The following is a 26,478-nucleotide window of genomic DNA, read 5'->3' on the forward strand; positions in this document are numbered from 1 at the left end:
CAATGCTCAAAGCAGCCCGCCATGACGCATCGTCTTTGCTAAAATCCGAACTATGTCCAAGAGTACCGATCGCATCAATCTGACCAACCAGTTCCTGATCGCCATGCCGAACATGGCCGATCCGACGTTTTCAGGAACGGTGGTCTACCTTTGCGATCACAGTGAGCGCGGCGCGCTCGGCCTCGTGATCAACCGGCCGACCGATATCGACCTGCAAGCGCTCTTCAATCGCATCGATCTGAAGCTCGAGATCGAACCGCTTCTCCATGTCCCCGTGTATTTCGGCGGCCCGGTGCAAACCGAGCGCGGCTTCGTGCTGCACGATCCGAAAGGCGGCAGCGCATACACGTCGTCGATGTCGGTGCCGGGCGGGCTCGAAATGACCACGTCGAAAGACGTGCTCGAGGCCGTCGCGAGCGGCAACGGTCCGGAGCGTTTCCTGCTGACGCTCGGCCACGCCGGCTGGGGCGCGGGTCAGCTCGAAGACGAAATCTCCAAGAACGGCTGGCTCACGGTCGAGGCCGATCCGAAGATCGTTTTCGACGTGCCCGCCGAAGATCGTCTCGAAGCGGCGCTCGCGCTCCTGGGCGTGTCGTTGTCGATGCTGTCGGGCGAGGCCGGGCACGCATGAGGGGCCGCGCATGAATCTGTCGGCCGGACGTGAGGCGACGCTGCTTGCGTTCGACTACGGAGAGAAACGCATCGGCGTGGCAGTCGGCAATTCGCTGACGCGCCGCGCGCGGCCGCTCGTCGTCGTGCAAAACCGCAGCAGGGACTACCGCTTCGAAGCGCTCGGCAAGCTGATCGCCGAATGGAAGCCCGATGCGCTGGTGGTCGGCCTGCCGATGCACCCCGACGGCACACCGCACGAGCGCACGCAACTCGCGAAGCGCTTCGGCAACCAGCTGAACGGCCGCTTCAATCTGCCGGTCACGTGGGTCGACGAGCGCTACTCGTCGGTCGAGGCCGAGGCGGAAATCCGCGCCGGCAATGCCCGCGCCGACATGCTCGACGCCGAAGCCGCGAGCATCATCCTCCAGCAATATCTTGACGGACTTTCCGACGATCATGAGTTCCATTGACGCCGAAGCGCTGTATCGCGCGTTGCTCGACCAGATTCGCGCGGCGTACGGCGACCATCTCGCCGCCACGCAAGACGGTGCCGACGCGGCGGTTCTGGCGGGTATCCATAGCGGCGGCGCGTGGCTCGCCGAGCGGCTCGCGCGCGACCTGAAACTGCCGAGCTTCGGCGTGGTGAACGTCGCGCTGCATCGCGACGACTACGCGAAGAAAGGGCTGCACGCGCAAGCAAGCCCGACCTCGCTGCCGTTCGAGGTCGATGGCCGCCGCATCGTGCTGGTCGACGACGTGCTGTACACCGGCCGCACGATTCGCGCGGCAGTCAACGAGCTGTATGACTATGGCCGGCCGGCATCGGTCGAACTCGCGGTGCTCGCCGATCGGGGCGGACGCGAGTTGCCGGTGGCGGCGCGCTTCGTCGGTGGCGTGGTCGACGTACCCGCCGACGCGACGCTCGTGCTGGCCCGTGAAGACGACGGCGCGGGCGGCCAACGGTTTTCTTTTCACACTGAAGCACGCGTCGATTGAAGGCAGTTTTGCGCAACGCAATGCCACGCAACATACGTGGAGCGCGCTGCGTTTGGTGAGATGCTGGAGTCGCCCCGAACCGTGGCAAGCAGCGTGCATCTGCAGCGATAGACTTGAGGTCCGTGTTTGAAGCAGGTACATCGTCAATCACCCCGGCCTATAGGCCGAGGCTTGCGGGGGTAAAAGTCCGCGAGTCTGAGATTGACCAGACCATGCGTCGCAAGACGCACCGTTGTGCAGAAGATTGCAGACCCACCGCCGGATGCTTCCTCAGTCTGGCGCTCTGGAAGTCGCAGCAGCAGACAAGCCACGGGTAGGTGTGAAACGGGCTGCGGCCGGTAGGAGTAATCCGCCCCTGCTGCACAACATGGTCGAGGGGAGCGGCGCCGCGAGGCGCCCGTCACCAGGCCCGTAAGGGCAACGCGCCGGAGTTTTTCCGGTTGGGCACCAGGAGCTACAGTTGGCGGTATTCGTTTTAGACAAGGTTGGGCGGCCGTTGATGCCGTGCAGCGAGAAGCGCGCGAGGCTGTTGCTCGCGCGTGGACGTGCGCGGGTTCATCGCCTCATGCCCTTCGCTATTCGGCTCGTCGACCGGGAGCTTCACAGCAGTGCATTGCAACCCCTGCGCATCAAGCTGGACCCCGGCAGCAAGGCCACCGGACTGGCGCTTGTGCGCGACGCGGAACACGTCGACACCTCGACGGGAGAAATCCATCGCGGCGCCGTGGTGCTTAACCTGTTCGAGTTGATCCACCGCGGTCGGCAAATCAGTGAGGCGCTTACTGCGCGCCGCACCATGCGGCGCCATCGGCGCAGCACCCTGCGCTATCGTGCACCGCGATTTCTAAACCGTACCCGGCCTGCAGGATGGCTCCCCCCATCGCTGCAACACCGGGTGGATACGACGCTCGCTTGGGTCGAACGGCTTCGGTGTTGGGCCCCGATAGTGGCGGTGAGTACTGAACTCGTACGCTTTGACATGCAGGCACTCGATAACCCAGAAGTCACCGGCATCGAGTATCAGCATGGAACTCTTTTCGGATATGAGCTGCGTGAGTATCTGTTGCAGAAGTGGACACACAAGTGCTGCTACTGTGACGCTCAGAACGTGCCTCTGAATATCGAGCACTTGGTGCCGCGCGCGCGCGGTGGCTCAAAACGGGTTTCCAACTTGGCAATTGCTTGTGTAGCCTGCAACGTCAGCAAGGGCGCGCGGCGGCTCGACGTCTTCGTAAAGGACGAGGCGCGCCTCGCGCGCATCATTGCCCAAGCCCTGCGCCCCCTGAAGGATGCATCGGCGGTCAATACCACCCGTTGGGCGCTGGTCAATGCCTTGCGCGCCACGGGTGTTCCTGTCGAAACAGCTTCCGGGGGACGAACGAAACACAACCGTAGCCAACTTGGCATCCCGAAGACTCATGCGCTGGATGCCGTGTGCGTGGGCGACGTTTCGACTGTGTTGGGGTGGCGAAAGCCGACATTGCAGGTGAAGTGCACTGGTCGGGGCAGCTATCAGCGAACGCGCCGAAACAAGTATGGTTTTCCTGTCGGCTATCTGATGCGGGCAAAACGCGTTCAAGGGTTCGGGACGGGAGACGTTGTGCGGGCGGACGTGCCTACAGGCAAAAAAGCAGGCACATATCATGGGCGTGTAGCCGTGCGCGCCAAGGGGAATTTCAACATTCAAACCCACGACCGGGTCGTACAGGGCGTTGCTCACCGCTATTGTCGGTTGCTGCAGCGCGCAGACGGCTATGGCTACTCAAGGATGGCAACTAACAAAGGAGAAGCGGGAGTAGGGGCTGTTATGCGGCCCGCGCCATCCCTCCCCGGCCCGGCGGCCGAGGTTTCCCGCGATGAAGGATGAACACCGCCACCCCGGCTCCGCAAGATTCCTCCGCTAGCGCATCCGAGCGCTTCCGCTACGGCTTCCTGAAGGGCAACCCGCAGCTCACGAAGAGCGGCGAGCTCAAACATCTGCTGTCGATCGAGGGGCTGCCGAAGGCCATCGTCAATCACATTCTCGAGACCGCCGACCAGTTCGTCAGCGTGACCGATCGCGAAGTGAAGAAGGTGCCGCTGCTGCGCGGCAAGTCGGTGTTCAACCTGTTCTTCGAAAACTCGACGCGCACGCGTACCACGTTCGAGATCGCGGCCACGCGGCTGTCGGCCGACGTGCTGAATCTGAACATCAACGCTTCGTCGACGAGCAAGGGCGAATCGCTGCTCGACACGATCAACAACCTGTCGGCGATGCACGCGGATCTGTTCGTCGTGCGTCATGCGTCGAGCGGCGCGCCGTTCCTGATCGCGCAGCACTGCGCGCCGCACGTGCACGTGATCAACGCCGGCGACGGCCGTCACGCGCACCCGACGCAGGGTCTGCTCGACATGTACACGATCCGCCACTACAAGAAGGACTTCACGAAGCTGCGCGTGGCGATCGTCGGCGACATCCTGCATTCGCGCGTCGCGCGCTCGGACATTCATGCGCTGACCACGCTCGGCGTGCCCGAAGTGCGCGCGATCGGTCCGCGCACGCTGCTGCCGGGCGGGCTCGAACAGATGGGCGTGCGCGTGTTCCACAACCTCGACGAAGGTCTCAAGGATGTCGACGTGATCATCATGCTGCGCCTGCAGAACGAACGCATGAGCGGCGCGCTGCTGCCGTCGTCGCAGGAGTACTTCAAGAGCTGGGGGCTCACGCCCGAGCGTCTCGCGCTCGCCGCCCCCGATGCGATCGTGATGCACCCCGGCCCGATGAACCGCGGCGTCGAGATCGACTCGCAGGTCGCGGACGGCCCGCAATCGGTGATCCTGAATCAGGTCACGTTCGGTATCGCGGTGCGCATGGCGGTGATGGGGATCGTCGCGGGCAATAACGACTAAGCAACGACTGATCAGGAAGCCGAACGATAGGCTGAACCACAGGTTTAACAAAGGCAGCGCATGAAGATTCATATTCAAGGCGGCACGCTGATCGATCCGGCAGCGGGCACCGAACAGCAGCAGGACATCTTTATCGAGGCGGGCAAGATCGCCGCCTTGGGCAACGCGCCGGCCGGCTTCCAGGCGGAGCGCACGCTCGACGCGCGCGGTCTGTCGATCGCGCCGGGTCTCGTCGACCTGTGCGCGCGTTTGCGCGAGCCGGGCTACGAGCACAAGGCGACGCTAGGCTCGGAAATGGCCGCGGCGCTCGCGGGCGGCGTGACGAGCCTCGTATGTCCGCCGGACACCGATCCGACGCTCGACGAACCGGGCCTCGTCGAAATGCTGAAGTTCCGCGCGCGCAATCAGAACAAGGCGCACGTGTATCCGCTCGGCGCGCTGACGGTCGGTCTCAAAGGGCAGACCATCACCGAGATGGTCCAGCTGACCGAGGCGGGCTGCGTCGGCTTCTCGCAGGCCGACACGCCGATCGTCGATACCCAGGTGCTGATGCGCGCGCTGCAATACGCGAAGACCTATGATTTCACCGTGTGGCTGCGTCCCGTCGATGCGTATCTGGGCAAGGGCGGCGTCGCCGCGAGCGGCGCGCTGGCGTCGCGGCTCGGGCTGTCGGGTGTCCCGGTGGCGGCCGAAACGATCGCGCTGCATACGATCTTCGAACTCGTGCGCGTAACCGGCGCGCGCGTGCATGTGTCGCATGTGTCGTCGTCGGCGGGCGTGGCGCTCGTGCGCGCGGCGAAGGGCGAGGGCCTGCCGGTGTCGTGCGACGTCACCGTGAACCACGTGCATCTGATCGACCTCGACATCGGTTACTTCGACGCGCAGTTCCGGCTCGATCCGCCGCTGCGCCAGCAGCGCGATCGCGAAGCGATCCGCGCGGGCCTCGTCGACGGTACGATCGATGCGATCTGCTCCGCGCACACGCCGGTCGACGACGACGAAAAGCTGCTGCCGTTCGCCGAAGCGACGCCGGGCGCAACCGGCCTCGAATTGTTCCTGTCGCTGACGGTGAAGTGGGCCGACGAAGCGGGCGTGCCGCTCGCGACCGCGCTCAATCGCATCACCGCGGCGCCGGCGCAGGTGCTCGGCCTCGAAGCGGCTGGCCGCATCGCGCTCGGCGCGCTGGCCGATCTCTGCGTGTTCGACCGTCACGCTCACTGGCGCGTCGAGCCGCGTGCGCTGAAGAGCCAGGGGCACAACACGCCGTTCCTCGGCTACGAGCTGCCGGCACAGGTGCGCGCGACCGTCGTGTCCGGTCAGCTCGCCTACGAACAGCGCTGAGCGGTATCGTTTCGGTCCAGTCAAGGAAAGCTCCGGCCATGAAGCTCGCGTTACGCAAGGTCCGTCTCATCACGCATCTGCTGCACGGCATGTGGACCGTCGCGACGCGCTTTCCGAACGCGAGCGCCGAGCGGCGTCACGCGCTCAATCGCGCGTGGTCGCTGAAGATGCTGCGGCTGTGCGGCATGCGCCTCGTCGTGCATAACGACGCGGTGCGGCTCGATCGTGGCGTGCTCGTCGTCGCCAATCACATCTCGTGGATCGACATCTACGTAATCAACGCGTGGCGGCCGACGCCGTTCGTCTCGAAGGCGGAGATCCGGCAATGGCCGGTGGTCGGATGGCTCGCACAGCAGCTCGATACGGTGTTCATCCAGCGCGAGAAGCGCAGTGACGCGAAGCGCATCATGCACGAACTCGCCACACGGCTCAGCGCGGGTGAACTGATGTGCGTGTTCCCCGAAGGCACGACGTCGAACGGGCTCGAGTTGCTGCCGTTTCACGCGAACATGTTCCAGGCCGCGGTGTCGGCCGGTGTGCCGGTGCAGCCGCTGTGCATCATGTACGAGGACGCGCAGGGCCGGCAGTCGACGGCACCCGCATATATCGACGACGTGTCGTTGTCCGACTCGCTCGACATGCTGTTGCGTGGCGGTCCGCTGACCGCCCACGTATATGTTGGCGCACCGCTCGCGCCGGACGCGGACCGGCGGGTGCTCGCGGCGCAGGCTCAGCAGGTGGTGGCGAACGCGTTGCGGGACATGCAGGCCGGCAACGCAGTAGCGGGGACGGTCGCGCAAGAGGGCGACGTTGTAGATGCTGCGTCGTCGAGCGACGCCGCTGAGACGGCGCAAACGCTGATCGAGCCTGTCGAGCAGCCGCGCCGCTCGGTCTAAGCGGCGGCGCTGCCGGGCAGCGTCGCCGTCTTCTGTTTAGTTCTGTTTAGTTGCCCCCGCGCGGCACGCCGCGCGAATCGCAATCGACTTGCGTCAACGTCCGCTCAGCCGGGTTATTCGCGAGCCGTACCGCCGACAGCTTCTGCCCCCACACGCAACCCGAGTCGAGGCCGATCAGGTTGTCGCGCAACATCAGGCCGAGCGCGGCCCAATGACCGAACACGACGGTCACGTCGGCGGTCCGGCGCGACGGCACGTCGAACCACGGCATGCAGCCGCTCGGCGTGGATGCGAGCGTGCCGCTGCTGCTGAAATCCATCACGCCATCGGCGCTGCAAAAGCGCATGCGCGTCAACGCGCTGCACGTGACGCGCAGACGCTCGATACCCTTCAGGCCCGGCTTCCAGCGGTTCGGTTCATTGCCGTACAAGCCGGCAAGCGTCTCTTTCCAGTTCGGCGCACGCAGCGCGCGTTGCAACTCGTCGGCGAGTTCGAGCGTCAGCGTCGCATCCCATTGCGGCAGCACGCCCGCATGCACCATCAGCATGCCGTTGTCGAAATGCGCGAGCGGGCGGTGGCGTATCCACTCGAGCAGATCGGCGGCATCGGGCGCGGCGAGGATCTCTTCGATCGTGTCGCCTTTCTTCGACTTGCGAATCCCCGCCGACACCGACAGCAGATGCAGATCGTGATTGCCGAGCACCGGCACCGCGCGCTCGCCGAACGCGATCACGTCGCGCAAGGTGTCGAGCGAGTCGGGGCCGCGGTTGATCAGATCGCCGGCGAACCACAGCGGTGTGCCGTCCGGCGGCGCGGCTTTGGCCAGCAGTCGCTGAAACGGTGCGCGGCAGCCTTGCAGATCGCCGAAAGCAAGAGGGACGAGGGGAGCGGAGGTACTGGAAGCGTTGAGGGGTGTCATCGAGGAAATCAAGGCGATTCGATACGCGCGGTGCTGCACGACGCATGCCACGCTGGGCAGGGCAGGGCAGCAAGATAGCGTGACATAATAGCCCGTTTGGGGTTCGGGTATCGCGCGATCACGTTGCGGGACGCGGGTGGAACACCGCCGTAACACGGCACGGCGGCAGCCACGCATGGACCGCGCGCGATTCCAATACAACGACAGGATGACTCTCTCGTGAACGAAGCCAGCATGCCGTCTTCCGCGGCGAAGCAATCATTTCGCACGCTCGTCACGGTGCGAACGGTTTTACCGGCCGCTATCTGGTCGAGAAGCTGACCGGGCGCGGCCATACCGTGATCGAAGCGGTGTCCGGCCGCGACGAGCCCGACAGGCCGACACGCGTCGGACTCGGCACGTGTCGCGGCGGCGTCCGCTCGGCTTGACACGATTCACCGGCGGTGCCGATCGCGAGATGGCATAGCGTTTCTGTGCTCGGTTCGCGCTATCGGCCGCATAAATGGTCACTACGACAGTCAACGGCAACCAGACTGGTGAAGCTGTTTCAAGTTGTTGGGTTCGAGTTTTGGCGTGGACAACCTTATAATCGGGTCATCATAAGAATAGCGTCCGAGCGTTTGCTTGCGCACAAGCGGATGCAACGGACTGCTGCAGAATCGGAAACCATCACGCATCATGGGAAGGTCGGCGAGTCGATTCCGGGCGCCACTCACATCGACAAGGGAATTACATGATCCTGGTAACGGGCGGTGCCGGCTTTATCGGCGCTAATTTCGTGCTCGACTGGCTGAATGCGTCGGACGAAGCGGTGCTCAACGTAGACAAACTGACCTACGCCGGCAACCTGGGCACGCTGAAGTCGCTACAGGGCAATCCCAAACACATTTTCGCGCGCGTCGACATTTGCGATCGCGCCGCGCTCGATACGCTATTGGCCGAGCACAAGCCGCGCGCCGTGCTGCATTTCGCGGCCGGGAGCCATGTGGATCGCTCGATCCACGGTCCGGCCGATTTCGTGCAAACCAACGTCGTCGGCACCTTCACGCTGCTCGAAGCGACGCGCAGCTACTGGAACACGCTGGGCGTTGCGGAGCGCGCCGCGTTTCGCTTCCTGCACGTGTCGACCGACGAAGTGTTCGGCTCGCTGTCGGCAACCGATCCGCAGTTCTCCGAAACGACGCCTTATGCGCCGAATAGCCCCTATTCGGCGACCAAGGCCGGTTCGGATCACCTCGTGCGCGCCTACCACCACACGTACGGCCTGCCGGTGCTGACCACCAACTGCTCGAACAACTACGGCCCGTACCAGTTCCCCGAAAAGCTGATTCCGCTGATGATCGCCAACGCGCTCGGCGGCAAGCCGCTGCCCGTGTATGGCGACGGGCAGAACGTGCGCGACTGGCTGTACGTCGGCGACCACTGCAGCGCGATCCGTGAAGTGCTCGGGCGCGGCACGCCGGGCGAGACGTACAACGTCGGCGGCTGGAACGAGAAGAAGAATCTCGAGGTCGTGCACACGCTGTGCGACCTGCTCGACCAGCAGCGCCCGAAGGCGGCAGGCTCGTATCGCGACCAGATCACCTATGTAAAGGATCGTCCGGGTCACGACCGCCGTTACGCGATCGACGCCCGCAAGCTCGAGCGCGAACTCGGCTGGAAGCCGGCGGAAACGTTCGAGACGGGGCTCGCCAAAACGGTCCAGTGGTATCTCGACAACCAGCAATGGGTCGACGAGGTCGCTTCGGGCGAATACCGGAAGTGGGTCGAGACCAACTACGCGCAGCGCGCGTAAAGGCACGGCAATGGCGCGCAAAGGCATTATTCTCGCGGGCGGCTCGGGCACCCGCCTGTATCCGATCACGCACGTCGTCTCCAAGCAGCTGCTGCCGGTGTACGACAAGCCGATGATCTACTACCCGCTGTCCACGCTGATGGTGGCGGGTATTCGCGACGTGCTGATCATCTCCACGCCGCAGGACACGCCGCGCTTCGAGGCGATGCTCGGTGACGGCAGCCAGTGGGGCATGAACATCCGGTACGCGGTGCAGCCGTCGCCGGATGGACTCGCGCAGGCCTTCATCATCGGCCGCGAGTTCGTGAACAATGATCCGTCGGCGTTGATTCTCGGCGACAACATCTTCTACGGCCACGATCTCGCGAAGCAACTCGAACGCGCCGACGATCAAACCGACGGCGCCACCGTGTTCGCGTATCACGTGCAGGACCCGGAGCGCTACGGCGTCGTCGAATTCGACAAGCATTTCCGCGCGTTGTCGATCGAGGAAAAGCCTGCCAGGCCGCGTTCGAACTACGCGGTCACGGGTCTGTACTTCTACGACAAGCAGGTCTGCGACATCGCCGCGGACATCAAGCCGTCGCCGCGCGGCGAGCTCGAAATCACCGACGTGAACTCGCGCTACCTCGCGAACGCGGCGCTCAACGTCGAGATCATGGGCCGCGGTTATGCGTGGCTCGACACCGGCACGCACGACTCGCTGATCGAAGCCGCGACCTTCATCGCAACGCTGCAAAAGCGCCAGGGTCTGGTGGTCGCGTGTCCGGAAGAGATCGCGTACCGGCGTCAGTGGATCGACGGCGAGCAGTTGCTCGCGCTCGCCAAACCGCTCGCGAAGAATGCCTACGGGCAATACCTGCAAAACATTCTCACGGATCACGTCGCATGGCCATCCAGGTAACCGCAACCTCGCTGCCCGAAGTCAAGATCATCGAGCCGAAGGTGTTCGGCGATGCGCGTGGCTTCTTTTTCGAAAGCTTCAATGCGCTCGAATTCGCCGAGAAGGTCGAGCCGGGCGTCGAGTTCGTGCAGGACAATCATTCGCGTTCGGCGAGAGGCGTGCTGCGCGGTCTGCACTATCAGATCCAGCATGCGCAGGGCAAGCTCGTGCGCGTGGTCGAGGGCGAGGTGTTCGACGTCGCCGTCGACATCCGCAAGAGCTCGTCGAACTTCGGCAAGTGGGTCGGCGTGACGCTGTCGGTCGAGAACCATCGGCAGCTGTGGGTGCCGCCCGGTTTCGCGCACGGCTTCGTCGTGCTGTCGGAGTCCGCGCAGTTCCTCTACAAGACCACGGATTATTGGTTCCCCGAGCACGAGCGCAGCATCGTGTGGAACGATCCGGCGATCGGGATCGAATGGCCGCTCGACTTCGAGCCGCTGCTCGCGGCCAAGGATGCGGCGGGCAAGCGTCTCGCCGACGCCGAAGTCTACGCATAAGGGGATCGCATGAGCGCAGACGACGCGAAACGGACGATTCTCGTCACCGGCGTAAATGGCCAGCTCGGCTATGAGCTCGCGCGCACGCTGCAAGGGCTCGGCAACGTGGTCGCGGTCGACCGCTCGCGGCTCGATCTGTCGAACCTCGATCAGATTCGCGCGGTGGTGCGCGACCTGCGTCCCGCGCTGATCGTCAATCCGGCCGCTTATACGGCGGTGGACAAGGCCGAAGAAGAACGCGACCTGGCAATGCGCATCAACGGCGAAGCACCGGGCGTGCTCGCCGAGGAAGCGAAAAAGCTCGGCGCCGCGCTGATCCACTATTCGACCGACTACGTGTTCAACGGCACGAAAGAAGGCGCGTACGTCGAAGACGATCCAACCGATCCGCAGAACGTCTACGGCCGCAGCACGAGCTGGGTGTACGGCACGCGAGGCAAGAACTTTCTGCTGACGATGCTGCGGCTCGGCGCCGATCGTCCGGAGCTGAAGGTGGTGGCCGACCAGTTCGGCGCGCCCACCTGGTGCAACACGATCGCGGCGCTGAGCGCGCATCTGTGCGCGCAGTCCTTCGCCGCCGAAGACGGCGCGAAGTGGTGGGACGAGCGTTCGGGCATCTATCACCTGTGCGCGGGCGACTCGACGTCGTGGCACGGTTTCGCGTCGACGATCTTTGAACTCGCGGATTTGCCGAACAGGCCGAACACGCTGCCGATTCCGGCCACGGATTCCCCGACGCCCGCGAGGCGCCCAGCCAATTCCAGAATGTCGAACGACAAGCTGGCGCGCGTGTTCGGGCTCGCCGCGCCGCATTGGAAGGATGCGTTGAGGTTGTGCCTGACGGATGGGTTTCCGAGCTCGCCTGTCAATCGTTGCTGACGCAGCGTCTCTGCCGAGCGAGACTCTCGCGCCGGCCGTCACTTACTGCCATCATTCAATGTCACGAGGAGCGGAGCAGACTTTTGCTCATTCACATTTTTCGGAATTCAAGGCCATTCAAATGAGCCAAAAGCCCCTCGTAGTCGATCTCGATGGAACGCTGATGCGCTCCGACGTTCTGATCGAATCCGTCTTTGCGTTTTTCAAGGCCGCGCCTCATCGTTTTTATCAGCCGCTGCTTTGGCTGATGCGCTTTGGCAAGCCAGGGCTCAAGTCCCGTCTCGCTGAGACGACCGATATCGACGTGACGGTGCTGCCCTATGACGAGAAGGTGCTGGAATGGCTCAAGCAGGAACGCGCGGCCGGGCGCCGTCTTGTCCTCGCCACCGCGAGCCATGAGCGCTTCGCGTACGCGATTGCCGATCACCTGAGTCTGTTCGACCAAACCTTCGCTACCAATAGCAACGTCAATCTGAGCTCGCGCAACAAGCGCGATCGGCTCGTCGCCGAATTCAGCGAAAAGGGCTTCGACTACGCCGGAAATTCGCACGCGGACATCGCCGTGTGGCAGGCCGCCGACCGTGCCTACGTGGTCAATCCGTCGGTAGGAGTCGAGCGGGTCGCGCGCAGGCAAGGTAATGTCGAGAACGTCATCGAGACGCGTCCGCCGCGTACCAAGGTTTGGGCGAAGTCATTGCGGCTGCATCAATGGCTCAAGAACCTGCTCATATTCTTGCCGCTGCTGGCTGCGCACGAGGTATCGTCGATGCATCTGCTCGCCGCGGCCGTCTTCGGTTTCGTTTCGTTCGGGCTGTGCGCGTCGAGCGTCTACCTGCTGAACGACCTGCTCGATCTCGAGGACGATCGGCATCACCCGACCAAGCGTCGGCGCCCGCTCGCGGCAGGGACCTTGCCGCTATGGCAGGGCGCGATATTATTTCCGGTTTTAATGGTGATCGGATTCTGTATCGCCCACCTGTTGTTGCCCATCCGATTTACCTTGGTGCTGTTCGCGTACTACGCGCTCACGCTCGCCTATTCGTTCTATCTGAAGAAGCAAGTCATGGTGGACGTGGTGGCGCTCGCTTGCCTCTACACTACGCGCATCGTTGCGGGGAGCGCGGCCATCGACGCGCGACTGAGCTTCTGGCTGCTCGCCTTCTCGATGTTCATCTTCCTGAGCCTCGCCCTCGTCAAGCGGTTTGCCGAACTGCATCTGCTGCAGGCGCGCGGACTCGTCAAGTCGCGGGGCCGGGGATATATGGCGGGTGACCTGTCGCTCGTCTCATCGCTCGGTGCGGCTGCGGGCTATCTGTCGGTGCTGGTGCTGGCGCTCTATATCCAGGACGACAATACACGTTTGCTGTATCGCCATCCCCAATATATTTGGCTTGCCTGCCCGCTTCTACTCTACTGGGTAAGCCGTATCTGGATCATCGCCCATCGTGGTCACATGCATGACGATCCTGTCGTTTTCGCCGCCAAGGATCGTGGTAGTTGGGTTGTAATCGGGTTGTGCGCCGTCGTTTTCTGGTTGGCGATCTAGAAGATGGCGCACGTTCAGTCCTGGGGGCTCTATCCGTATGCACCGCAGAATCCGCACACACCCGCGTGGCGCGACGCAGTAGTAACGGCGTGGCGCGCGGCCGCTTCACATAGCGGCACGACGCTCGGATTTGGCCAGGGCCGCAGCTATGGCGACAGCTGTCTCGCGTCTTCGGGCCATGTCGTGTGCATGCGCGGCCTCGATCGTCTGATCAACTTCGACACCGCGAGCGGCGTGTTGCGCGCGGAGGCGGGCGTAACGTTGGAAATGATTCTCGAGCTCGCGATTCCGCGCGGCTGGATGCTGCCGGTCACGCCGGGGACCAAGTACGTTACGCTTGGCGGAGCCGTGGCCAATGACGTTCACGGCAAGAATCATCACGTGCGAGGTACCTTCGGCCGCTACGTGCGCCGCTTCGGCCTACTGCGCAGCGATGGCAGCGAGCACGAATGTACCCCTGGGGACGGGGCTGGCGCAGAGGCTGATTTTTTCGGCGCGACCATCGGCGGACTGGGGCTCACGGGACTGATTACCTGGGTTGAGATTCAACTCATGCCGATCCGCACGAGCTTGATGGATGTATCGAGCATCCGCTTCGACAACGTTGACGAATTCTTTGTCCTGTCCGAGCGCCTCGATCCGCTTCATGAATACAGCGTCGCATGGATCGATTGCCAAAGCCGCGGTGCGGCGCTCGGACGTGGCATCTTCATGGTCGGCGACCATGCGGCGGAAGGGCCGCTCGCAGTCGAGCGCCGCAAGAAGCACACGATTCCGATCGTCTCACCAGTCCCCGTGTTCAACAAGGTGACGCTGCGCGTGCTCAATGAGGCGTATTATCGCCGCCAGGTTGCGGGCGAGATAAAGGCGAAGGTCGGATACGATAGCTATTTCTATCCGCTCGACGCGCTGTTGCAATGGAACCGGGTTTATGGCCGCTCCGGCTTCCAGCAATATCAATGCGTGATTCCGCCGAGTTGCGCACGCGAAGCTATACGCGAAGTGCTCGATGCGATTTCGCGCAGCGGCACCGGCTCGTTCCTCGCCGTGCTCAAGCGCTGCGGTGATCTTTTGTCGCCGGGGTGGCTTTCCTTTCCGCGGGAGGGGACTTCCCTTGCGCTCGACTTCCCGCAGCGCGAGGCGTCGAACCAGCGCCTGTTCGACACACTCGATGCGATCGTCCGCGAGAGCGGTGGACGCCTCTATCCGGCAAAGGATGCGCACATGTCGGGGAACGATTTTCGCGCAGCCTACCCCCGTTGGACGGATCTGGAGGCACTGAGGGACCCTGCATTGCTTTCTCGATTTTGGGAGCGAACGACTCGCTTATGAAGAACATTGTGATCATTGGTGCAACTTCGGCCATCGCTTCGGCCTGTGCACGTGCATGGAATGGGCCGGGCGTGCGCTTCGCGCTGGTCGCCCGCAACGCGCGGCGCCTTCAGGAAACTGCAGACGACCTGAAGGCGCGCGGCGCCGAGCTCGTCACCTGCCACCATCTGGACATCGACGATCTGAATGCGCACGCGGCCGTTGTGCAGGCATGCCAGAGCGCCCTCGGCAGCATCGACATCGTGCTGGTTGCGCCGGGCACCTTGCCCGATCAGCATGAATGCGAGCGCGACGCGGCCGTCGCGGTGCGCGAATTCACGACGAACGTCGTTTCGGTGATCGCACTGCTTACGCGTTTCGCGAACATCCTCGAGCAGCAGCGCAGCGGCACCCTGGCGGTGATCGCCTCGGTCGCAGGGGATCGGGGTCGGCCATCGAACTACCTGTACGGCAGTGCGAAGGCCGCACTGGCCACATTCTGCGAAGGGCTCAATGCGCGCCTGAAGAAGGTCGGCGCACATGTGGTGACGATCAAGCCGGGCTTCGTCGCCACGCCGATGACGCAGGGCCTGCCGCTGCCAAAGCCCCTCGTGGCGACGCCGCAAGCCGTGGCCGCCGACATCGTGAAAGCCGTGTCGCGTCACCGCGACGTGCTGTATACCCCGTGGTTCTGGGCGGGCATCATGCTCATCATTCGATCGATTCCGCGCCGCATCTATAACCGTCTGTCGTTGTAATGGAAGGCGGTCGGCCTGTCGCGCTCGCGAAGGCCGACCGTTTCCGGCACTCGATACATCAACGCATCGATACCGTGAATTCATCGGCCAAACCACTCGCCACGCCCCACCTCGTGGTCCTTTATGCGCTCTTCGCGGCGCTGTCCATCGTCGCGAACATCGGTCTGCAAAAGCTGTCGCTGATGGCTTATGGCGGCCGTTTCGACGTGATGCTCTCGGTGCTGGTCGGCACCGGAGGCGGCCTCGTGCTGAAGTTCGTACTCGACAAGATCTGGATCTTTCGCTACCGCCACAAGAATATTTCGCATGGCGTGGCGAGTTTTCTTCCTGTACTCGTTGATGGGCGTGGCGACCACGGTCATCTTCTGGGGATTTGAGTTCGGAGCGGACGCCATCTTTCATTCCGAGCCAGCGCGTTTCGTCGGCGGCGCCATTGGCCTCACGATCGGCTATGTAGTGAAATACCAACTCGACAAGCGATTCGTTTTTTCGTGAGGCGGGCGCACAGCGCGGCCCCGCATCCGAATCGTCGCCGCCTGTCGGCCTTGCGTCCTTCGCAACTCGAATGGTTGTACATCGGGGACTACCGGCGGGACCTGGCCGCAATCAACCTGTTCCGTAGCGCGCCGTGGCAATTTCCGCTTGGACATATCGGGACGAGCGATTTTCCTGTCGGCACGAATATCGTGTTCATGGACGGCAACCTGCTATTGGCGATCGTCACGAAGTTGCTCGGGCCGTTCCTCGGCCCGGTCCGCGCAGACATACGGCGCGTGGATCTGCCTGTGCGCGCTGCTGCAGTTGTGGGCGATTTATTGGGCGCTGAGGCAGCACGCAGTCTCGTCGGTGTGCGCGTTCTTGGGCACGCTGTTGATCGGGCTCCTGCCCACGTTTTACTACCGGATTGGCCACCTCAACCTGCTGCCGCATTTTCTGATTATCATTGGTTGGGGCACGCTTCTTTCGGCATCAATGAGGTCTACCGGTCGGTTACGCATCTTTCTCGCGCTAGTCCTCTTTTCGCCGTTCACGCACTTCTACTTCACGTCGCCTCTCGTGCTGATGGCAGTTCTGGCGCAGTGGCGTGCTTGCAACTATCGCGTCGACACGGCGACGCTGCGGTTCGTTGCACGTCAGGCTTGCATGATTCTCGTCGTCATGCTGTCGGCAATGTTTGTGGCGGGCTATTTCCAGGATTTCCGCAGCGACAGCTACGGTTTCGGCTTCTCCTCGATGAACCTGAACGCGCTCATCAACCCGCTCGGCGCGAACGGACACAATACGTCGATGTATGTCTCGCCGTTGCCGACCGGCACCGCGGGACAGTACGAAGGTTATCAATACCTCGGACTCGGTCTGTTGCTGCTGGTCCTGATCGCGGGGTTAGTGCTTGGGCGCCGGATTTTCGCAGGTGTCGCTGCACCCGTCTGGTCTCTGTGGCTGGCGCTGACGCTATTGAGTCTTTCGAGTCAGATCTACCTGGGCTCCTCGCTGCTGTTCGGCATGCAGAGCAGTTGCTGAAACGGTGCGCGGCAGCCTTGCAGATCGCCGAAAGCAAGAGGGACGAGGGGAGCAGACGTGTTGGAAGCGGTGGACGGAGTCATAGAGGAAATCAAGGCGATTCGATACGCGAGGCGTTGCAAGGCGCGTGCCGTGCTGCGCAGCGCGGCAACCTAGCGTGACATAATAGCCCGTTTGGGGTTCGGGTATCGCGCGATCACGTTGCGGGACGCGGGTGGAACACCGCCGTAACACGGCACGGCGGCAGCCACGCATGGACCGCGCGCGATTCCAATACAACAACAGGATGACTCTCTCGTGAACGAAGCCAGCATGCCGTCTTCCGCGGCGAAGCAATCATTTCGCACGCTCGTCACCGGTGCGAACGGTTTTACCGGCCGCTATCTGGTCGAGAAGCTGACCGGGCGCGGCCATACCGTGATCGAAGCGGTGTCCGGCCGCGACGAGCCCGACAGGCCGACACGCGTCAAACTCGACATCACCTCACCGGAAGACTGCCGGCGCGTGCTCGACACCGTGCGGCCCGATTTCATCGTGCATCTGGCCGCGATCAGCTTCGTGGGGCACAACGATCCGCTCGACTTTTATCGCGTCAACGTGATCGGCACGCAGAACCTGCTCGAAGCCTGTGCCGCGATCGGCCATGTGCCGCGCAAACTGCTGATCGCAAGCAGCGCGAACGTGTATGGCAACGTCAGCAGCGCCGCGATCGACGAGAGCTTCCCGCTTATGCCGGTCAATCATTACGCGGCCAGCAAAGCGGCCATGGAAGCGCTGGTGCGCACATGGTTCGACCGCCTGCCGATCCTGATCGTGCGGCCGTTCAACTACACCGGCCGCGGCCAGGCGGTGAACTTCCTCGTGCCGAAGATCGTCAGCCACTTCGCGCGGCGCGCGGCATCGATCGAACTCGGCAATATCGACATCGCGCGCGACTTCTCTGACGTGCGTTATGTGGCGAGCGCGTACGAGGCGTTGCTCGACTCCAATGTCGCCGCCGAAATCGTCAACGTCTGCACCGGCGCGCCGTATTCGTTGCGTGAAATCCTCACGACCGCGAGCGAACTCACCGGTCACGACATCGAAGTCCAGGTCAATCCCGCCTTTGTCCGGCAAACGGACGTCAAGATGCTTGCCGGTTCGCCCGCCAAATTGCATTCGCTGGTGCCGGCGGTCGAGTCGATCCCTTTCATCGATACGCTGCGCTGGATGCTCGCGGGCCTGAGCGCGCTCGCGCGAGCAACCGCCTGACGGTCTGCACCGAAGGGCCGCGTTTGCGGCCTTTCATGACGCTTTCGCCGTTCTTCTTCGTTTCCCACTCTTTCCGTGCCGCGCCGCACAGTATGTGGCGCATATCATTACAAGCGCCAAAAATGCGCGTAACCGCACCGAAAAGCCCCTTTCCACAGACCAACGGCAACGAATTCTGTCAAGCTGTTTCAAGTTGTTAGGGTTCTGGTTTTTGCACTGGGCGGCTTTATAATGGGCGGTTAATAAAATTGGCGTCTGAGTGTCCACTCTCCGGGGAACGCGACGGACGACCAGAGAAACGGACACCACGCGGGGTGAACAGGTCGCAAGCTCTTCGCCGCCTGTCACTCACATCGACAAGGGAATTACATGATCCTGGTAACGGGCGGTGCCGGCTTTATCGGCGCTAATTTCGTGCTCGACTGGCTGAATGCGTCGGACGAAGCGGTGCTCAACGTAGACAAACTGACCTACGCCGGCAACCTGGGCACGCTGAAGTCGCTACAGGGCAATCCCAAACACATTTTCGCGCGCGTCGACATTTGCGATCGCGCCGCGCTCGATACGCTATTGGCCGAGCACAAGCCGCGCGCCGTGCTGCATTTCGCGGCCGAGAGCCATGTGGATCGCTCGATCCACGGTCCGGCCGATTTCGTGCAAACCAACGTCGTCGGCACCTTCACGCTGCTCGAAGCGACGCGCAGCTACTGGAACACGCTGGGCGTTGCGGAGCGCGCCGCGTTTCGCTTCCTGCACGTGTCGACCGACGAAGTGTTCGGCTCGCTGTCGGCAACCGATCCGCAGTTCTCCGAAACGACGCCTTATGCGCCGAATAGCCCCTATTCGGCGACCAAGGCCGGTTCGGATCACCTCGTGCGCGCCTACCACCACACGTACGGCCTGCCGGTGCTGACCACCAACTGCTCGAACAACTACGGCCCGTACCAGTTCCCCGAAAAGCTGATTCCGCTGATGATCGCCAACGCGCTCGGCGGCAAGCCGCTGCCCGTGTATGGCGACGGGCAGAACGTGCGCGACTGGCTGTACGTCGGCGACCACTGCAGCGCGATCCGTGAAGTGCTCGGGCGCGGCACGCCGGGCGAGACGTACAACGTCGGCGGCTGGAACGAGAAGAAGAATCTCGAGGTCGTGCACACGCTGTGCGACCTGCTCGACCAGCAGCGCCCGAAGGCGGCAGGCTCGTATCGCGACCAGATCACCTATGTGAAAGATCGTCCGGGTCACGACCGCCGTTACGCGATCGACGCCCGCAAGCTCGAGCGCGAACTCGGCTGGAAGCCGGCGGAAACGTTCGAGACGGGGCTCGCCAAAACGGTCCAGTGGTATCTCGACAACCAGCAATGGGTCGACGAGGTCGCTTCGGGCGAATACCGGAAGTGGGTCGAGACCAACTACGCGCAGCGCGCGTAAAGGCACGGCAATGGCGCGCAAAGGCATTATTCTCGCGGGCGGCTCGGGCACCCGCCTGTATCCGATCACGCACGTCGTCTCCAAGCAGCTGCTGCCGGTGTACGACAAGCCGATGATCTACTACCCGCTGTCCACGCTGATGGTGGCGGGTATTCGCGACGTGCTGATCATCTCCACGCCGCAGGACACGCCGCGCTTCGAGGCGATGCTCGGTGACGGCAGCCAGTGGGGCATGAACATCCGGTACGCGGTGCAGCCGTCGCCGGATGGACTCGCGCAGGCCTTCATCATCGGCCGCGAGTTCGTGAACAATGATCCGTCGGCGTTGATTCTCGGCGACAACATCTTCTACGGCCACGATCTCGCGAAGCAACTCGAACGCGCCGACGATCAGACCGACGGCGCCACCGTGTTCGCGTATCACGTGCAGGACCCGGAGCGTTACGGCGTGGTGGAGTTCGACAAGCAGTTCCGCGCGTTGTCGATCGAGGAAAAGCCCGCCAGGCCGCGTTCGAACTACGCGGTCACGGGTCTGTACTTCTACGACAAGCAGGTCTGCGACATCGCCGCGGACATCAAGCCGTCGCCGCGCGGCGAGCTCGAAATCACCGACGTGAACTCGCGCTACCTCGCGAACGCGGCGCTCAACGTCGAGATCATGGGCCGCGGTTATGCGTGGCTCGACACCGGCACGCACGACTCGCTGATCGAAGCCGCGACCTTCATCGCAACGCTGCAAAAGCGCCAGGGTCTGGTGGTCGCGTGTCCGGAAGAGATCGCGTACCGGCGTCAGTGGATCGACGGCGAGCAACTGCTCGCGCTCGCCAAACCGCTAGCGAAGAATGCCTACGGGCAATACCTGCAAAACATTCTCACGGATCACGTCGCATGGCCATCCAGGTAACCGCTACCGCGCTGCCCGAAGTCAAGATCATCGAGCCGAAGGTGTTCGGCGATGCGCGCGGCTTCTTCTTCGAAAGCTTCAATGCGCTCGAATTTGCCGAGAAGGTCGAGACGGGCGTAGAGTTCGTTCAGGACAATCACTCGCGTTCGGCGAAGGGCGTGCTGCGCGGTCTGCATTATCAGATCCAGCACGCGCAGGGCAAGCTCGTGCGCGTGGTCGAGGGCGAGGTGTTCGACGTGGCCGTCGACATCCGCAAGAGTTCGCCGAACTTCGGCAAGTGGGTCGGTGTGACGCTGTCGGTCAAGAACCATCGGCAGCTGTGGGTGCCACCCGGTTTCGCGCACGGTTTCGTCGTGCTGTCGGAGTCGGCGCAGTTCCTCTACAAGACCACCGACTACTGGTTTCCCGAGCACGAGCGCAGCATCGTGTGGAACGATCCGGAGATCGGTATCGAATGGCCGGTCGACTTCGAGCCGCTGCTCGCGGCCAAGGATGCGGCGGGCAAGCGGTTGGGCGATGCTGAAGTCTATGCGTGAGGTAAGCGTGAAACCTGAGCCGACGATTCTGGTGACGGGGGTGAATGGGCAGGTCGGATTCGAACTGCTGCGCTCGTTGCAAGGTCTGGGGCGGGTCGTCGCTTGCGATCGCTCGATCCTCGATTTGTCCGATCTCGAGCGCGTGCGCACGGTCGTGCGCGAGTTGCAGCCGTCGCTCATCGTCAATCCGGCCGCTTATACCGCGGTCGACAAAGCGGAGACGGACGTCGATGCCGCGGGCCGCCTTAATGCCGAAGTGCCGCGTGTGTTTGCGGAGGAGGCGGCGCGCAGCGGCGCGGCGCTGGTCCATTACTCGACCGACTACGTGTTCGACGGCACCAAGGAAGGCGCCTATGTCGAAACCGACCCGACCAATCCGCAAAACGTGTATGGGCTGACCAAGCTCGAGGGCGAGCAGGCGATCGCGGCGACCGGCTGCTCGCACCTGATTCTCCGGACCAGCTGGGTATACGGGCGGCGCGGCAAGAACTTCCTGCTGACGATGCTGAAGCTCGGCAGCGAGCGTCCCGAGTTGCGGGTGGTCGCCGATCAGATCGGCGCACCGACGTGGTCGAAAACCATCGCCACGGCAACCTCGCATATCGTTGCGCAAGCTCTGGCGGCGGACGATCGCACGGATTGGTGGGCCCGGCGTTCCGGTGTCTATCACTTCACGTCGGCCGGCGCGACATCGTGGCACGGGTTTGCGGAGGCGATCTTCGCGAACGCGCTGGGCGAACGCGCGCCGAATGTCGTGCCGATTCCGGCGAGCGACTATCCGGTGCCTGCGAGGCGTCCGGCCAATTCGAGGCTGTCGCACGACAAGTTGACCGAAGCATTTGGATTGCGTTTGCCGGACTGGGCCGATGCGCTGAAGCTGTGCCTGAGTGAGTAACTTGGACCAGTATTCGTCGCGTCGGGAGCAAGCCGGTGTCGTGATCGTGTTTTATCGACCGGATCACGCCTGCGTGAGCCGCGCGAATCGACTCGCACAGGTGTGGCCGTGCGTGGTCGTCGACAACACCGAGAGCGCGTCCACGCCAGCGGCGCTTGGATTGAACGCCCGCATCGACTATGTCGCCAACAGCGCGAACCTCGGTATCGCGACGGCGCTCAATCAGGGCATCGAGCGGCTGATGGCGGCGGGTTGCACCTCGGCATTGCTGTTCGATCAGGATAGCGAGCCGTCGACCGAATTGCTGGAAGGGTTGCCCCGCTTGCTCGACGCCGAGCTTGGCCGCGGTGCTCAGGTCGCGCTGATCGGCCCCGCCTACGAAGATGCGCGGCTCGGCGGCGTTGCGCCATTCGTGCGCTTCGGCTATTTGAAACTGCGGCGTGTGCCGCCCGTGGGTACCCGTCCGGTCGATGTCGATTTTCTGATCAGTTCGGGCTCGTGCATCAATCTGGCCGTGTGGCGCGAAATCGGTCCGATGGAAGATGCATTGTTCATCGATTTCGTTGATCTCGAATGGTGTATCAGGGCGCGTTCGAAGGGTTATGCGGTGCTGGGCGCACCCGGTTTGCGGCTCGCGCACGAACTGGGCGGCGAACCGGTGCGCATTTTCGGGCGCCCCTATCCGAGTCACAGCCCGGTGCGTCACTACTACCTCTTTCGTAATGCAGTGGCCCTGATCAAACGCAGTTACATCCCATGGAGTTGGAAGTCGACAGAGATTGTGAAGTTCCCGTTTCGCCTCGCCATTTATGGGCTGTTCCTCCAGCCGCGTTTCGAACATGTGCGCATGGCGATGATCGGCATCTGGCACGGTTTGACTGGACGTATGGGGCCTTTGAATCAGCGATGACATTGTTCTGCCGCATGACCACGCGTTACGCGGCAACCGTTAACGCATAAAACTGAAACTCGATAATGTTTAACCTGGTACTTGTTGATCTGAAAGATAGCGTCGCCTCGTGGCGATTGTGGACCTTGCTGGGCTGGCTTGAGGTCCGGCAGCGATACGCTCGCTCGCGGCTTGGACCGTTCTGGCTGACCATTAGCATGGGGGTCATGATCGGTTCTCTCGGCGTCGTGTACGGCACGCTCTTCGGGCAGAAGATGAGCGATTACCTGCCATTCCTTGCGATCAGCCTCGTGATGTGGGGCAGCTTCTCGCAAATCGTCATTGAAGGCAGCAGTGCGTATATCAATAGCAGTGCATATATTCGGCAAACGTCGACGCCGAAGCTGATCTATATGCTTCAGGTGGTGTGGCGCAATCTCGTGATTCTTGCGCACAACTTCCTGATTGTTATCCTGCTGCTCGGCATTTTTGGCGTCCAGAGTTGGGAAACCCTGCCTGTCTTCATTCCTGCGCTGATTCTTTACATGGTCAACGCCCTTTGGATCGCGATGGTGGCAGGTTTGCTGTCGGCTCGATTTCGTGACTTGCCGCAAATCATCGGGGCGTTTATGCAGATCGCGTTCTACGTGACGCCGATCATTTTCCGCCCGCATTCGCTGACCCGTTTTTCGTTCGTTGTCGAATTCAATCCGTTTGCGTACATGATCGATCTGGTGCGTGATCCGCTCATCGGTCAGGTACCGAGTGCATTGACCTGGGCTGTGACGGGCTCGATGGCGGTGGTCGGCTGGTTCCTCGCGTTGGCATTGACGGGGCGTTACCTAAAGCGTCTTGCATACTGGATTTAAGAAGGGATAGGTAATGACTTTCATCGAACTCAAGGGCGTGACGCTCGATTTGCCCATCTATGACGTGCAAGGTCGCTCGCTAAAGAAGAAGGTGATGCGAATGGGGCGCAGGAACGCGATCGCCGAAGGCAGCGATGGTGTGATCGTGGTTCGCGCGCTCGACAATGTCGATGTTCGCTTCGAAAGCGGTGACCGGATCGGCTTGATCGGTCACAACGGCGCTGGCAAATCGACGCTGTTGCGCATGATGGCAGGCATCTATGCGCCGACCTATGGAACTGTCGAGAGAGACGGCAAGATCGTGCCGCTCCTCGATATTGGTCTCGGGATGGACGAGAATTCCACGGGAATGCAAAACATCCGCTTGCGCGGCTTGCTTCTCGGCATGTCGGATGCGGAGATCCGCGCAAAGCAGGATTCGATTGCGGAATTCTGCGAACTTGGCGACTACCTTGATCTTCCGATGCGCACTTATTCGAGCGGCATGCGTGTGCGTCTGGCGTTTGCCGTATCGACTGCGGTCGATGCGGAGATCCTTCTTCTCGACGAAGTGATGGGGGTGGGAGATGCGTCGTTCATGCACAAGGCCGAAGGGCGCCTTGCTGATCTGCACAGCCGCGCGGAAATCGTAGTACTGGCAATGCACGCGAACAACGAGATCCGCAAGGTCTGCAATAAGGCTCTATGGATGGAACGTGGGCGCGTTCGGGCTTTCGGTCCGATGGAGGAAGTCGTCGCCGCGTATGAAGCGCAGGTGTGAGCGAATGCGAGCCACCGGGGTCGTTCATCTGCCACGCAAGGTGTTGCATGCAATTCGCCAAAGCGGACAACTGCGTGGCGGGTTGGTGCCGGCATTGTGCGCAGCGATAGCGATGCTGCGCCGCGAGGGCGTGTCGGGGCTATACAGCCGGCTCGTCCGTGCTGACGCGAACGATTACCAGGCTTGGATCCAGCAATACGACTTGATCGATGACTCTGTGCGCGAAGGCCTCGCGAAGGCAGTCGGCGCGCTGCGGGATGCTCCGTTGATCTCCGTCATCGTCCCTGTCTACAACACGCCCGAAACTTATTTGCGGGCGATGATCAACTCGGTGCTCGCGCAAATCTACCCGCATTGGGAACTTTGCATTGCCGACGATGCTTCCACTGAGCCGCACGTCCCGGTGGTGTTGCAGGAATATGCGCAACGCGATGCCCGCATCAAAGTTGTACGTCGGCATGACAACGGCCACATTTGCCGGGCCAGTAACGATGCGCTTGCGCTTGCGTCCGGCCGGTTCGTCGCGCTCCTCGATCATGATGATGTTCTGCCCGAGCATGCGCTCGCCATGGTCGCGATGTATCTGGAGCGATATCCGTCGGCGCGCATGTTGTACAGCGACGAAGACAAGCTCGCACCCAATGGCCAACGGATGGAGCCGTACTTCAAATCCGACTGGAATCCAGCGCTAGCGCTCGGGCAGAACATGTTCTCGCATCTGGGCGTATTTGAAGCGGATCTGGTCAGACAGGCAGGAGGTTTCCGTCCGGGCTTCGAAGGCAGCCAGGACCACGATCTCGTTCTGCGCTGCGTTGACATCGCCGGGCATGAAGCAGTGGTGCACGTGCCTCACGTTCTGTACCACTGGCGCATCACAGCGTCGAGCACCTCGCGAGCTGTGGCAAGCAAGCCGTACACACGCGATGCGGCGCTGCGCGCAGTGCGTGAGCACCTGGAGCGACGCGGGCTCCCTGGGAAAGTCGAACTGTTGTATCCGGATTCGACGATGCTTCGCGTGACGTATGCGGTGCCCTCTCCGGCCCCTTTGGTGTCGATCATCATTCCGACTCGCGACAAGCCGGAGCTGCTCGCCCGCTGCATCGACACGTTGCGCGGCCGAACGCAGTATCAACACTACGAAGTCCTGATCGTAGACAACGGCTCCGCCGACTCGCGTGCATTGAGCTTGTTGGCACAGTATGCGAAGGACCCAAACATCTCGGTGGTGCGCATCGACGCACCGTTCAATTACTCTGCGTTGAACAACGAGGCGGCGAAACGCGCGCGCGGATCGATCCTTTGCCTCTTGAACAACGATATTGAAATCGTGTCGCCGGATTGGCTCGACACGCTGGTTGGCTATGCTGCGCTGCCCGACTCCGGCGCGGTCGGCGCCGCGCTATGGTATCCGGGCGATCGGCTGCAGCACGGCGGCGTACTGATGGGGCTCGGCGATCTGGCCGGACACATGCATCACATGCTGCTTCGAGGGCAGAGAGGCTACTTCTGCCGCGCGGTGTTGGCGCAGCAGGTGTCGGCAGTCTCCGCGGCGTGTCTGGTCGTCAGAAAGTCGCTCTACGACGAAGTCGGCGGCCTCGACGCGGAGCACCTGGCCATCGCGTTCAATGACGTCGATTTCTGCCTGAAACTGGGAGCCGCCGGATACCGGAATCTATATGTTCCGTATGCGGACCTCTATCATCATGAGTCAGCGTCGCGCGGTAGCGATGCGACCGCCGCCAAGGCGACCCGGTTCAAGCGCGAACGTCGACTGGATGCGGGGGCGATGGGGATCGGAAGTCAGCAAGGATCCGTTCTATAACCCCAATCTCGCGCTGGACAATGGTCCGGCGTTTTCGCTGGCGTTTCCGCCGCGTATCGAGCAGTTTTCTTAGTACGTATTCTGGTCAGAGCGGCGCTCGCTTTTCGCCGGGGCTTGTCGACCGAGTAAACGCCGCTGTCGGAGGCGCTTGTCGTCGGTGCAGTAACCAAGGCTAGGGGCGTGAGCGTCGCCTGGCAAGACAAGTCATCGTTTTCGTT

General features: G+C 62.4%; 27 protein-coding genes and 1 pseudogene. 26 read left to right on the top strand and 2 right to left on the bottom strand.

Annotated elements, in window-relative coordinates:
- The first annotated feature begins 52 nt into the window (after positions 1 to 52).
- The 7 genes from OKW40_RS19820 (at position 53) to OKW40_RS19850 (ending at position 6,734) form a co-directional block, all read left to right on the top strand.
- Positions 53 to 631 carry a YqgE/AlgH family protein gene (locus tag OKW40_RS19820; RefSeq protein WP_090803272.1) on the top strand — a complete coding sequence of 193 codons (579 nt, stop codon included), beginning with the start codon at positions 53 to 55 and terminating at the stop codon, positions 629 to 631.
- A 10-nt stretch (positions 632 to 641) separates the two neighbouring features.
- A complete protein-coding gene (gene ruvX / locus OKW40_RS19825; protein ID WP_429491099.1) occupies positions 642 to 1,082 on the top strand; it encodes a Holliday junction resolvase RuvX in 441 nt (146 codons plus the stop codon).
- Positions 1,069 to 1,608, top strand: a complete 540-nt coding sequence (gene pyrR, locus OKW40_RS19830) for a bifunctional pyr operon transcriptional regulator/uracil phosphoribosyltransferase PyrR (RefSeq protein ID WP_429356683.1) — start codon at positions 1,069 to 1,071, stop codon at positions 1,606 to 1,608. The genes ruvX and pyrR overlap by 14 nt, the downstream gene beginning before the upstream one ends.
- 460 nt (positions 1,609 to 2,068) lie before the next feature.
- On the top strand, positions 2,069 to 3,475 hold the full coding sequence (iscB, locus tag OKW40_RS19835; RefSeq protein WP_429491102.1) for an RNA-guided endonuclease IscB: 1,407 nt from the start codon (positions 2,069 to 2,071) through the stop codon (positions 3,473 to 3,475).
- Positions 3,472 to 4,497, top strand: a complete 1,026-nt coding sequence (locus OKW40_RS19840) for an aspartate carbamoyltransferase catalytic subunit (RefSeq protein ID WP_090803276.1) — start codon at positions 3,472 to 3,474, stop codon at positions 4,495 to 4,497. Before iscB ends, OKW40_RS19840 begins: the two co-directional genes overlap by 4 nt.
- Positions 4,498 to 4,557: 60 nt before the next feature.
- Positions 4,558 to 5,838 (top strand): dihydroorotase, encoded by a 1,281-nt coding sequence (locus OKW40_RS19845; protein WP_429491104.1) that lies wholly within the window; start codon positions 4,558 to 4,560, stop codon positions 5,836 to 5,838.
- 38 nt (positions 5,839 to 5,876) lie between these two features.
- The gene (locus OKW40_RS19850; protein ID WP_429491106.1) at positions 5,877 to 6,734 is read left to right on the top strand and encodes a lysophospholipid acyltransferase family protein; all 858 of its coding nucleotides are present in this window, start codon (positions 5,877 to 5,879) and stop codon (positions 6,732 to 6,734) included.
- A gap of 46 nt (positions 6,735 to 6,780) precedes the next feature.
- On the opposite strand, the gene OKW40_RS19855 is transcribed toward OKW40_RS19850, so the two are convergent.
- Positions 6,781 to 7,653 carry a symmetrical bis(5'-nucleosyl)-tetraphosphatase gene (locus OKW40_RS19855; RefSeq protein ID WP_184062178.1) on the bottom strand — a complete coding sequence of 291 codons (873 nt, stop codon included), beginning with the start codon at positions 7,651 to 7,653 and terminating at the stop codon, positions 6,781 to 6,783.
- Positions 7,654 to 8,386: 733 nt separating this feature from the next.
- On the opposite strand from OKW40_RS19855, the gene rfbB (OKW40_RS19860) reads away from it, so the two are divergent.
- The 10 genes from rfbB (OKW40_RS19860) (at position 8,387) to OKW40_RS19905 (ending at position 16,903) form a co-directional block, all read left to right on the top strand.
- The gene (gene rfbB / locus OKW40_RS19860; protein WP_429491108.1) at positions 8,387 to 9,448 is read left to right on the top strand and encodes a dTDP-glucose 4,6-dehydratase; all 1,062 of its coding nucleotides are present in this window, start codon (positions 8,387 to 8,389) and stop codon (positions 9,446 to 9,448) included.
- Between the two features lie 10 nt (positions 9,449 to 9,458).
- Positions 9,459 to 10,352 (top strand): glucose-1-phosphate thymidylyltransferase RfbA, encoded by an 894-nt coding sequence (gene rfbA / locus OKW40_RS19865; RefSeq protein WP_429491110.1) that lies wholly within the window; start codon positions 9,459 to 9,461, stop codon positions 10,350 to 10,352.
- Positions 10,337 to 10,888 carry a dTDP-4-dehydrorhamnose 3,5-epimerase gene (gene rfbC / locus OKW40_RS19870; RefSeq protein ID WP_429491112.1) on the top strand — a complete coding sequence of 184 codons (552 nt, stop codon included), beginning with the start codon at positions 10,337 to 10,339 and terminating at the stop codon, positions 10,886 to 10,888. The genes rfbA (OKW40_RS19865) and rfbC (OKW40_RS19870) overlap by 16 nt, the downstream gene beginning before the upstream one ends.
- A gap of 9 nt (positions 10,889 to 10,897) precedes the next feature.
- Positions 10,898 to 11,767, top strand: a complete 870-nt coding sequence (locus OKW40_RS19875; RefSeq protein ID WP_429491114.1) for an SDR family oxidoreductase — start codon at positions 10,898 to 10,900, stop codon at positions 11,765 to 11,767.
- Positions 11,768 to 11,888: 121 nt separating this feature from the next.
- Positions 11,889 to 13,313, top strand: a complete 1,425-nt coding sequence (locus OKW40_RS19880) for a UbiA family prenyltransferase (RefSeq protein ID WP_429491116.1) — start codon at positions 11,889 to 11,891, stop codon at positions 13,311 to 13,313.
- Positions 13,314 to 13,316: 3 nt separating this feature from the next.
- The gene (locus OKW40_RS19885; RefSeq protein WP_429491118.1) at positions 13,317 to 14,645 is read left to right on the top strand and encodes an FAD-binding oxidoreductase; all 1,329 of its coding nucleotides are present in this window, start codon (positions 13,317 to 13,319) and stop codon (positions 14,643 to 14,645) included.
- Positions 14,642 to 15,382 carry an SDR family oxidoreductase gene (locus OKW40_RS19890; protein ID WP_429491119.1) on the top strand — a complete coding sequence of 247 codons (741 nt, stop codon included), beginning with the start codon at positions 14,642 to 14,644 and terminating at the stop codon, positions 15,380 to 15,382. The genes OKW40_RS19885 and OKW40_RS19890 overlap by 4 nt, the downstream gene beginning before the upstream one ends.
- A gap of 74 nt (positions 15,383 to 15,456) precedes the next feature.
- The gene (locus OKW40_RS19895; protein WP_429491121.1) at positions 15,457 to 15,759 is read left to right on the top strand and encodes a GtrA family protein; all 303 of its coding nucleotides are present in this window, start codon (positions 15,457 to 15,459) and stop codon (positions 15,757 to 15,759) included.
- Entirely contained in the window at positions 15,722 to 15,877 is a 156-nt protein-coding gene (locus OKW40_RS19900; RefSeq protein ID WP_429491123.1) for a GtrA family protein, read from the top strand. The genes OKW40_RS19895 and OKW40_RS19900 overlap by 38 nt, the downstream gene beginning before the upstream one ends.
- Before the next feature lie 363 nt (positions 15,878 to 16,240).
- Positions 16,241 to 16,903 (top strand): hypothetical protein, encoded by a 663-nt coding sequence (locus tag OKW40_RS19905; RefSeq protein WP_184069180.1) that lies wholly within the window; start codon positions 16,241 to 16,243, stop codon positions 16,901 to 16,903.
- On the opposite strand, the pseudogene OKW40_RS19910 reads toward OKW40_RS19905, so the two are convergent.
- Positions 16,891 to 17,004, bottom strand: a pseudogene (locus tag OKW40_RS19910) (symmetrical bis(5'-nucleosyl)-tetraphosphatase); the annotation flags it as partial. The gene OKW40_RS19905 and the pseudogene OKW40_RS19910 sit on opposite strands and share 13 nt — an antisense overlap.
- Before the next feature lie 211 nt (positions 17,005 to 17,215).
- Between OKW40_RS19910 and OKW40_RS19915 the strand changes: the two are divergent.
- From OKW40_RS19915 to OKW40_RS19955, 9 genes are all read left to right on the top strand, one after another.
- Positions 17,216 to 18,154 (top strand): GDP-mannose 4,6-dehydratase, encoded by a 939-nt coding sequence (locus tag OKW40_RS19915; RefSeq protein WP_429492003.1) that lies wholly within the window; start codon positions 17,216 to 17,218, stop codon positions 18,152 to 18,154.
- A 369-nt stretch (positions 18,155 to 18,523) separates the two neighbouring features.
- A complete protein-coding gene (gene rfbB / locus OKW40_RS19920; RefSeq protein WP_429491125.1) occupies positions 18,524 to 19,585 on the top strand; it encodes a dTDP-glucose 4,6-dehydratase in 1,062 nt (353 codons plus the stop codon).
- A 10-nt stretch (positions 19,586 to 19,595) separates the two neighbouring features.
- The gene (gene rfbA, locus OKW40_RS19925; protein WP_429356687.1) at positions 19,596 to 20,489 is read left to right on the top strand and encodes a glucose-1-phosphate thymidylyltransferase RfbA; all 894 of its coding nucleotides are present in this window, start codon (positions 19,596 to 19,598) and stop codon (positions 20,487 to 20,489) included.
- A complete protein-coding gene (gene rfbC, locus OKW40_RS19930; RefSeq protein ID WP_429491127.1) occupies positions 20,474 to 21,025 on the top strand; it encodes a dTDP-4-dehydrorhamnose 3,5-epimerase in 552 nt (183 codons plus the stop codon). Before rfbA (OKW40_RS19925) ends, rfbC (OKW40_RS19930) begins: the two co-directional genes overlap by 16 nt.
- Complete coding sequence (gene rfbD, locus OKW40_RS19935; RefSeq protein WP_429492004.1) at positions 21,018 to 21,920, top strand: dTDP-4-dehydrorhamnose reductase; 903 nt, start codon at positions 21,018 to 21,020, stop codon at positions 21,918 to 21,920. Before rfbC (OKW40_RS19930) ends, rfbD begins: the two co-directional genes overlap by 8 nt.
- On the top strand, positions 21,913 to 22,830 hold the full coding sequence (locus OKW40_RS19940; RefSeq protein WP_429491129.1) for a glycosyltransferase family 2 protein: 918 nt from the start codon (positions 21,913 to 21,915) through the stop codon (positions 22,828 to 22,830). The genes rfbD and OKW40_RS19940 overlap by 8 nt, the downstream gene beginning before the upstream one ends.
- A 65-nt stretch (positions 22,831 to 22,895) precedes the next feature.
- Complete coding sequence (locus OKW40_RS19945) at positions 22,896 to 23,678, top strand: ABC transporter permease (protein WP_429491131.1); 783 nt, start codon at positions 22,896 to 22,898, stop codon at positions 23,676 to 23,678.
- Positions 23,679 to 23,691: 13 nt separating this feature from the next.
- Positions 23,692 to 24,438, top strand: a complete 747-nt coding sequence (locus OKW40_RS19950) for an ABC transporter ATP-binding protein (RefSeq protein WP_429491133.1) — start codon at positions 23,692 to 23,694, stop codon at positions 24,436 to 24,438.
- Positions 24,439 to 24,550: 112 nt separating this feature from the next.
- Complete coding sequence (locus OKW40_RS19955) at positions 24,551 to 26,260, top strand: glycosyltransferase family 2 protein (RefSeq protein ID WP_429491135.1); 1,710 nt, start codon at positions 24,551 to 24,553, stop codon at positions 26,258 to 26,260.
- Positions 26,261 to 26,478: the final 218 nt, after the last annotated feature.

It is taken from the genome of Paraburkholderia sp. RAU6.4a (assembly GCF_050435625.1).
Taxonomy (GTDB): domain Bacteria; phylum Pseudomonadota; class Gammaproteobacteria; order Burkholderiales; family Burkholderiaceae; genus Paraburkholderia; species Paraburkholderia tuberum.

Excerpts from the sequence above, each read along its gene's own strand:
- OKW40_RS19820 (WP_090803272.1), top strand. The coding sequence starts at position 53 with ATGTCCAAGAGTACCGATCGCATCAATCTGACCAACCAGTTCCTGATC.
- ruvX (WP_429491099.1), top strand. The coding sequence starts at position 642 with ATGAATCTGTCGGCCGGACGTGAGGCGACGCTGCTTGCGTTCGACTAC.
- pyrR (WP_429356683.1), top strand. The coding sequence starts at position 1,069 with ATGAGTTCCATTGACGCCGAAGCGCTGTATCGCGCGTTGCTCGACCAG.
- OKW40_RS19840 (WP_090803276.1), top strand. The coding sequence starts at position 3,472 with ATGAACACCGCCACCCCGGCTCCGCAAGATTCCTCCGCTAGCGCATCC.
- OKW40_RS19845 (WP_429491104.1), top strand. The coding sequence starts at position 4,558 with ATGAAGATTCATATTCAAGGCGGCACGCTGATCGATCCGGCAGCGGGC.
- OKW40_RS19850 (WP_429491106.1), top strand. The coding sequence starts at position 5,877 with ATGAAGCTCGCGTTACGCAAGGTCCGTCTCATCACGCATCTGCTGCAC.
- OKW40_RS19855 (WP_184062178.1), bottom strand. The coding sequence starts at position 7,653 with ATGACACCCCTCAACGCTTCCAGTACCTCCGCTCCCCTCGTCCCTCTT.
- rfbB (WP_429491108.1), top strand. The coding sequence starts at position 8,387 with ATGATCCTGGTAACGGGCGGTGCCGGCTTTATCGGCGCTAATTTCGTG.
- rfbA (WP_429491110.1), top strand. The coding sequence starts at position 9,459 with ATGGCGCGCAAAGGCATTATTCTCGCGGGCGGCTCGGGCACCCGCCTG.
- rfbC (WP_429491112.1), top strand. The coding sequence starts at position 10,337 with ATGGCCATCCAGGTAACCGCAACCTCGCTGCCCGAAGTCAAGATCATC.
- OKW40_RS19875 (WP_429491114.1), top strand. The coding sequence starts at position 10,898 with ATGAGCGCAGACGACGCGAAACGGACGATTCTCGTCACCGGCGTAAAT.
- OKW40_RS19880 (WP_429491116.1), top strand. The coding sequence starts at position 11,889 with ATGAGCCAAAAGCCCCTCGTAGTCGATCTCGATGGAACGCTGATGCGC.
- OKW40_RS19885 (WP_429491118.1), top strand. The coding sequence starts at position 13,317 with ATGGCGCACGTTCAGTCCTGGGGGCTCTATCCGTATGCACCGCAGAAT.
- OKW40_RS19890 (WP_429491119.1), top strand. The coding sequence starts at position 14,642 with ATGAAGAACATTGTGATCATTGGTGCAACTTCGGCCATCGCTTCGGCC.
- OKW40_RS19900 (WP_429491123.1), top strand. The coding sequence starts at position 15,722 with ATGGGCGTGGCGACCACGGTCATCTTCTGGGGATTTGAGTTCGGAGCG.
- OKW40_RS19915 (WP_429492003.1), top strand. The coding sequence starts at position 17,216 with ATGCCGTCTTCCGCGGCGAAGCAATCATTTCGCACGCTCGTCACCGGT.
- rfbB (WP_429491125.1), top strand. The coding sequence starts at position 18,524 with ATGATCCTGGTAACGGGCGGTGCCGGCTTTATCGGCGCTAATTTCGTG.
- rfbA (WP_429356687.1), top strand. The coding sequence starts at position 19,596 with ATGGCGCGCAAAGGCATTATTCTCGCGGGCGGCTCGGGCACCCGCCTG.
- rfbC (WP_429491127.1), top strand. The coding sequence starts at position 20,474 with ATGGCCATCCAGGTAACCGCTACCGCGCTGCCCGAAGTCAAGATCATC.
- rfbD (WP_429492004.1), top strand. The coding sequence starts at position 21,018 with ATGCGTGAGGTAAGCGTGAAACCTGAGCCGACGATTCTGGTGACGGGG.
- OKW40_RS19945 (WP_429491131.1), top strand. The coding sequence starts at position 22,896 with ATGTTTAACCTGGTACTTGTTGATCTGAAAGATAGCGTCGCCTCGTGG.
- OKW40_RS19950 (WP_429491133.1), top strand. The coding sequence starts at position 23,692 with ATGACTTTCATCGAACTCAAGGGCGTGACGCTCGATTTGCCCATCTAT.
- OKW40_RS19955 (WP_429491135.1), top strand. The coding sequence starts at position 24,551 with ATGCTGCGCCGCGAGGGCGTGTCGGGGCTATACAGCCGGCTCGTCCGT.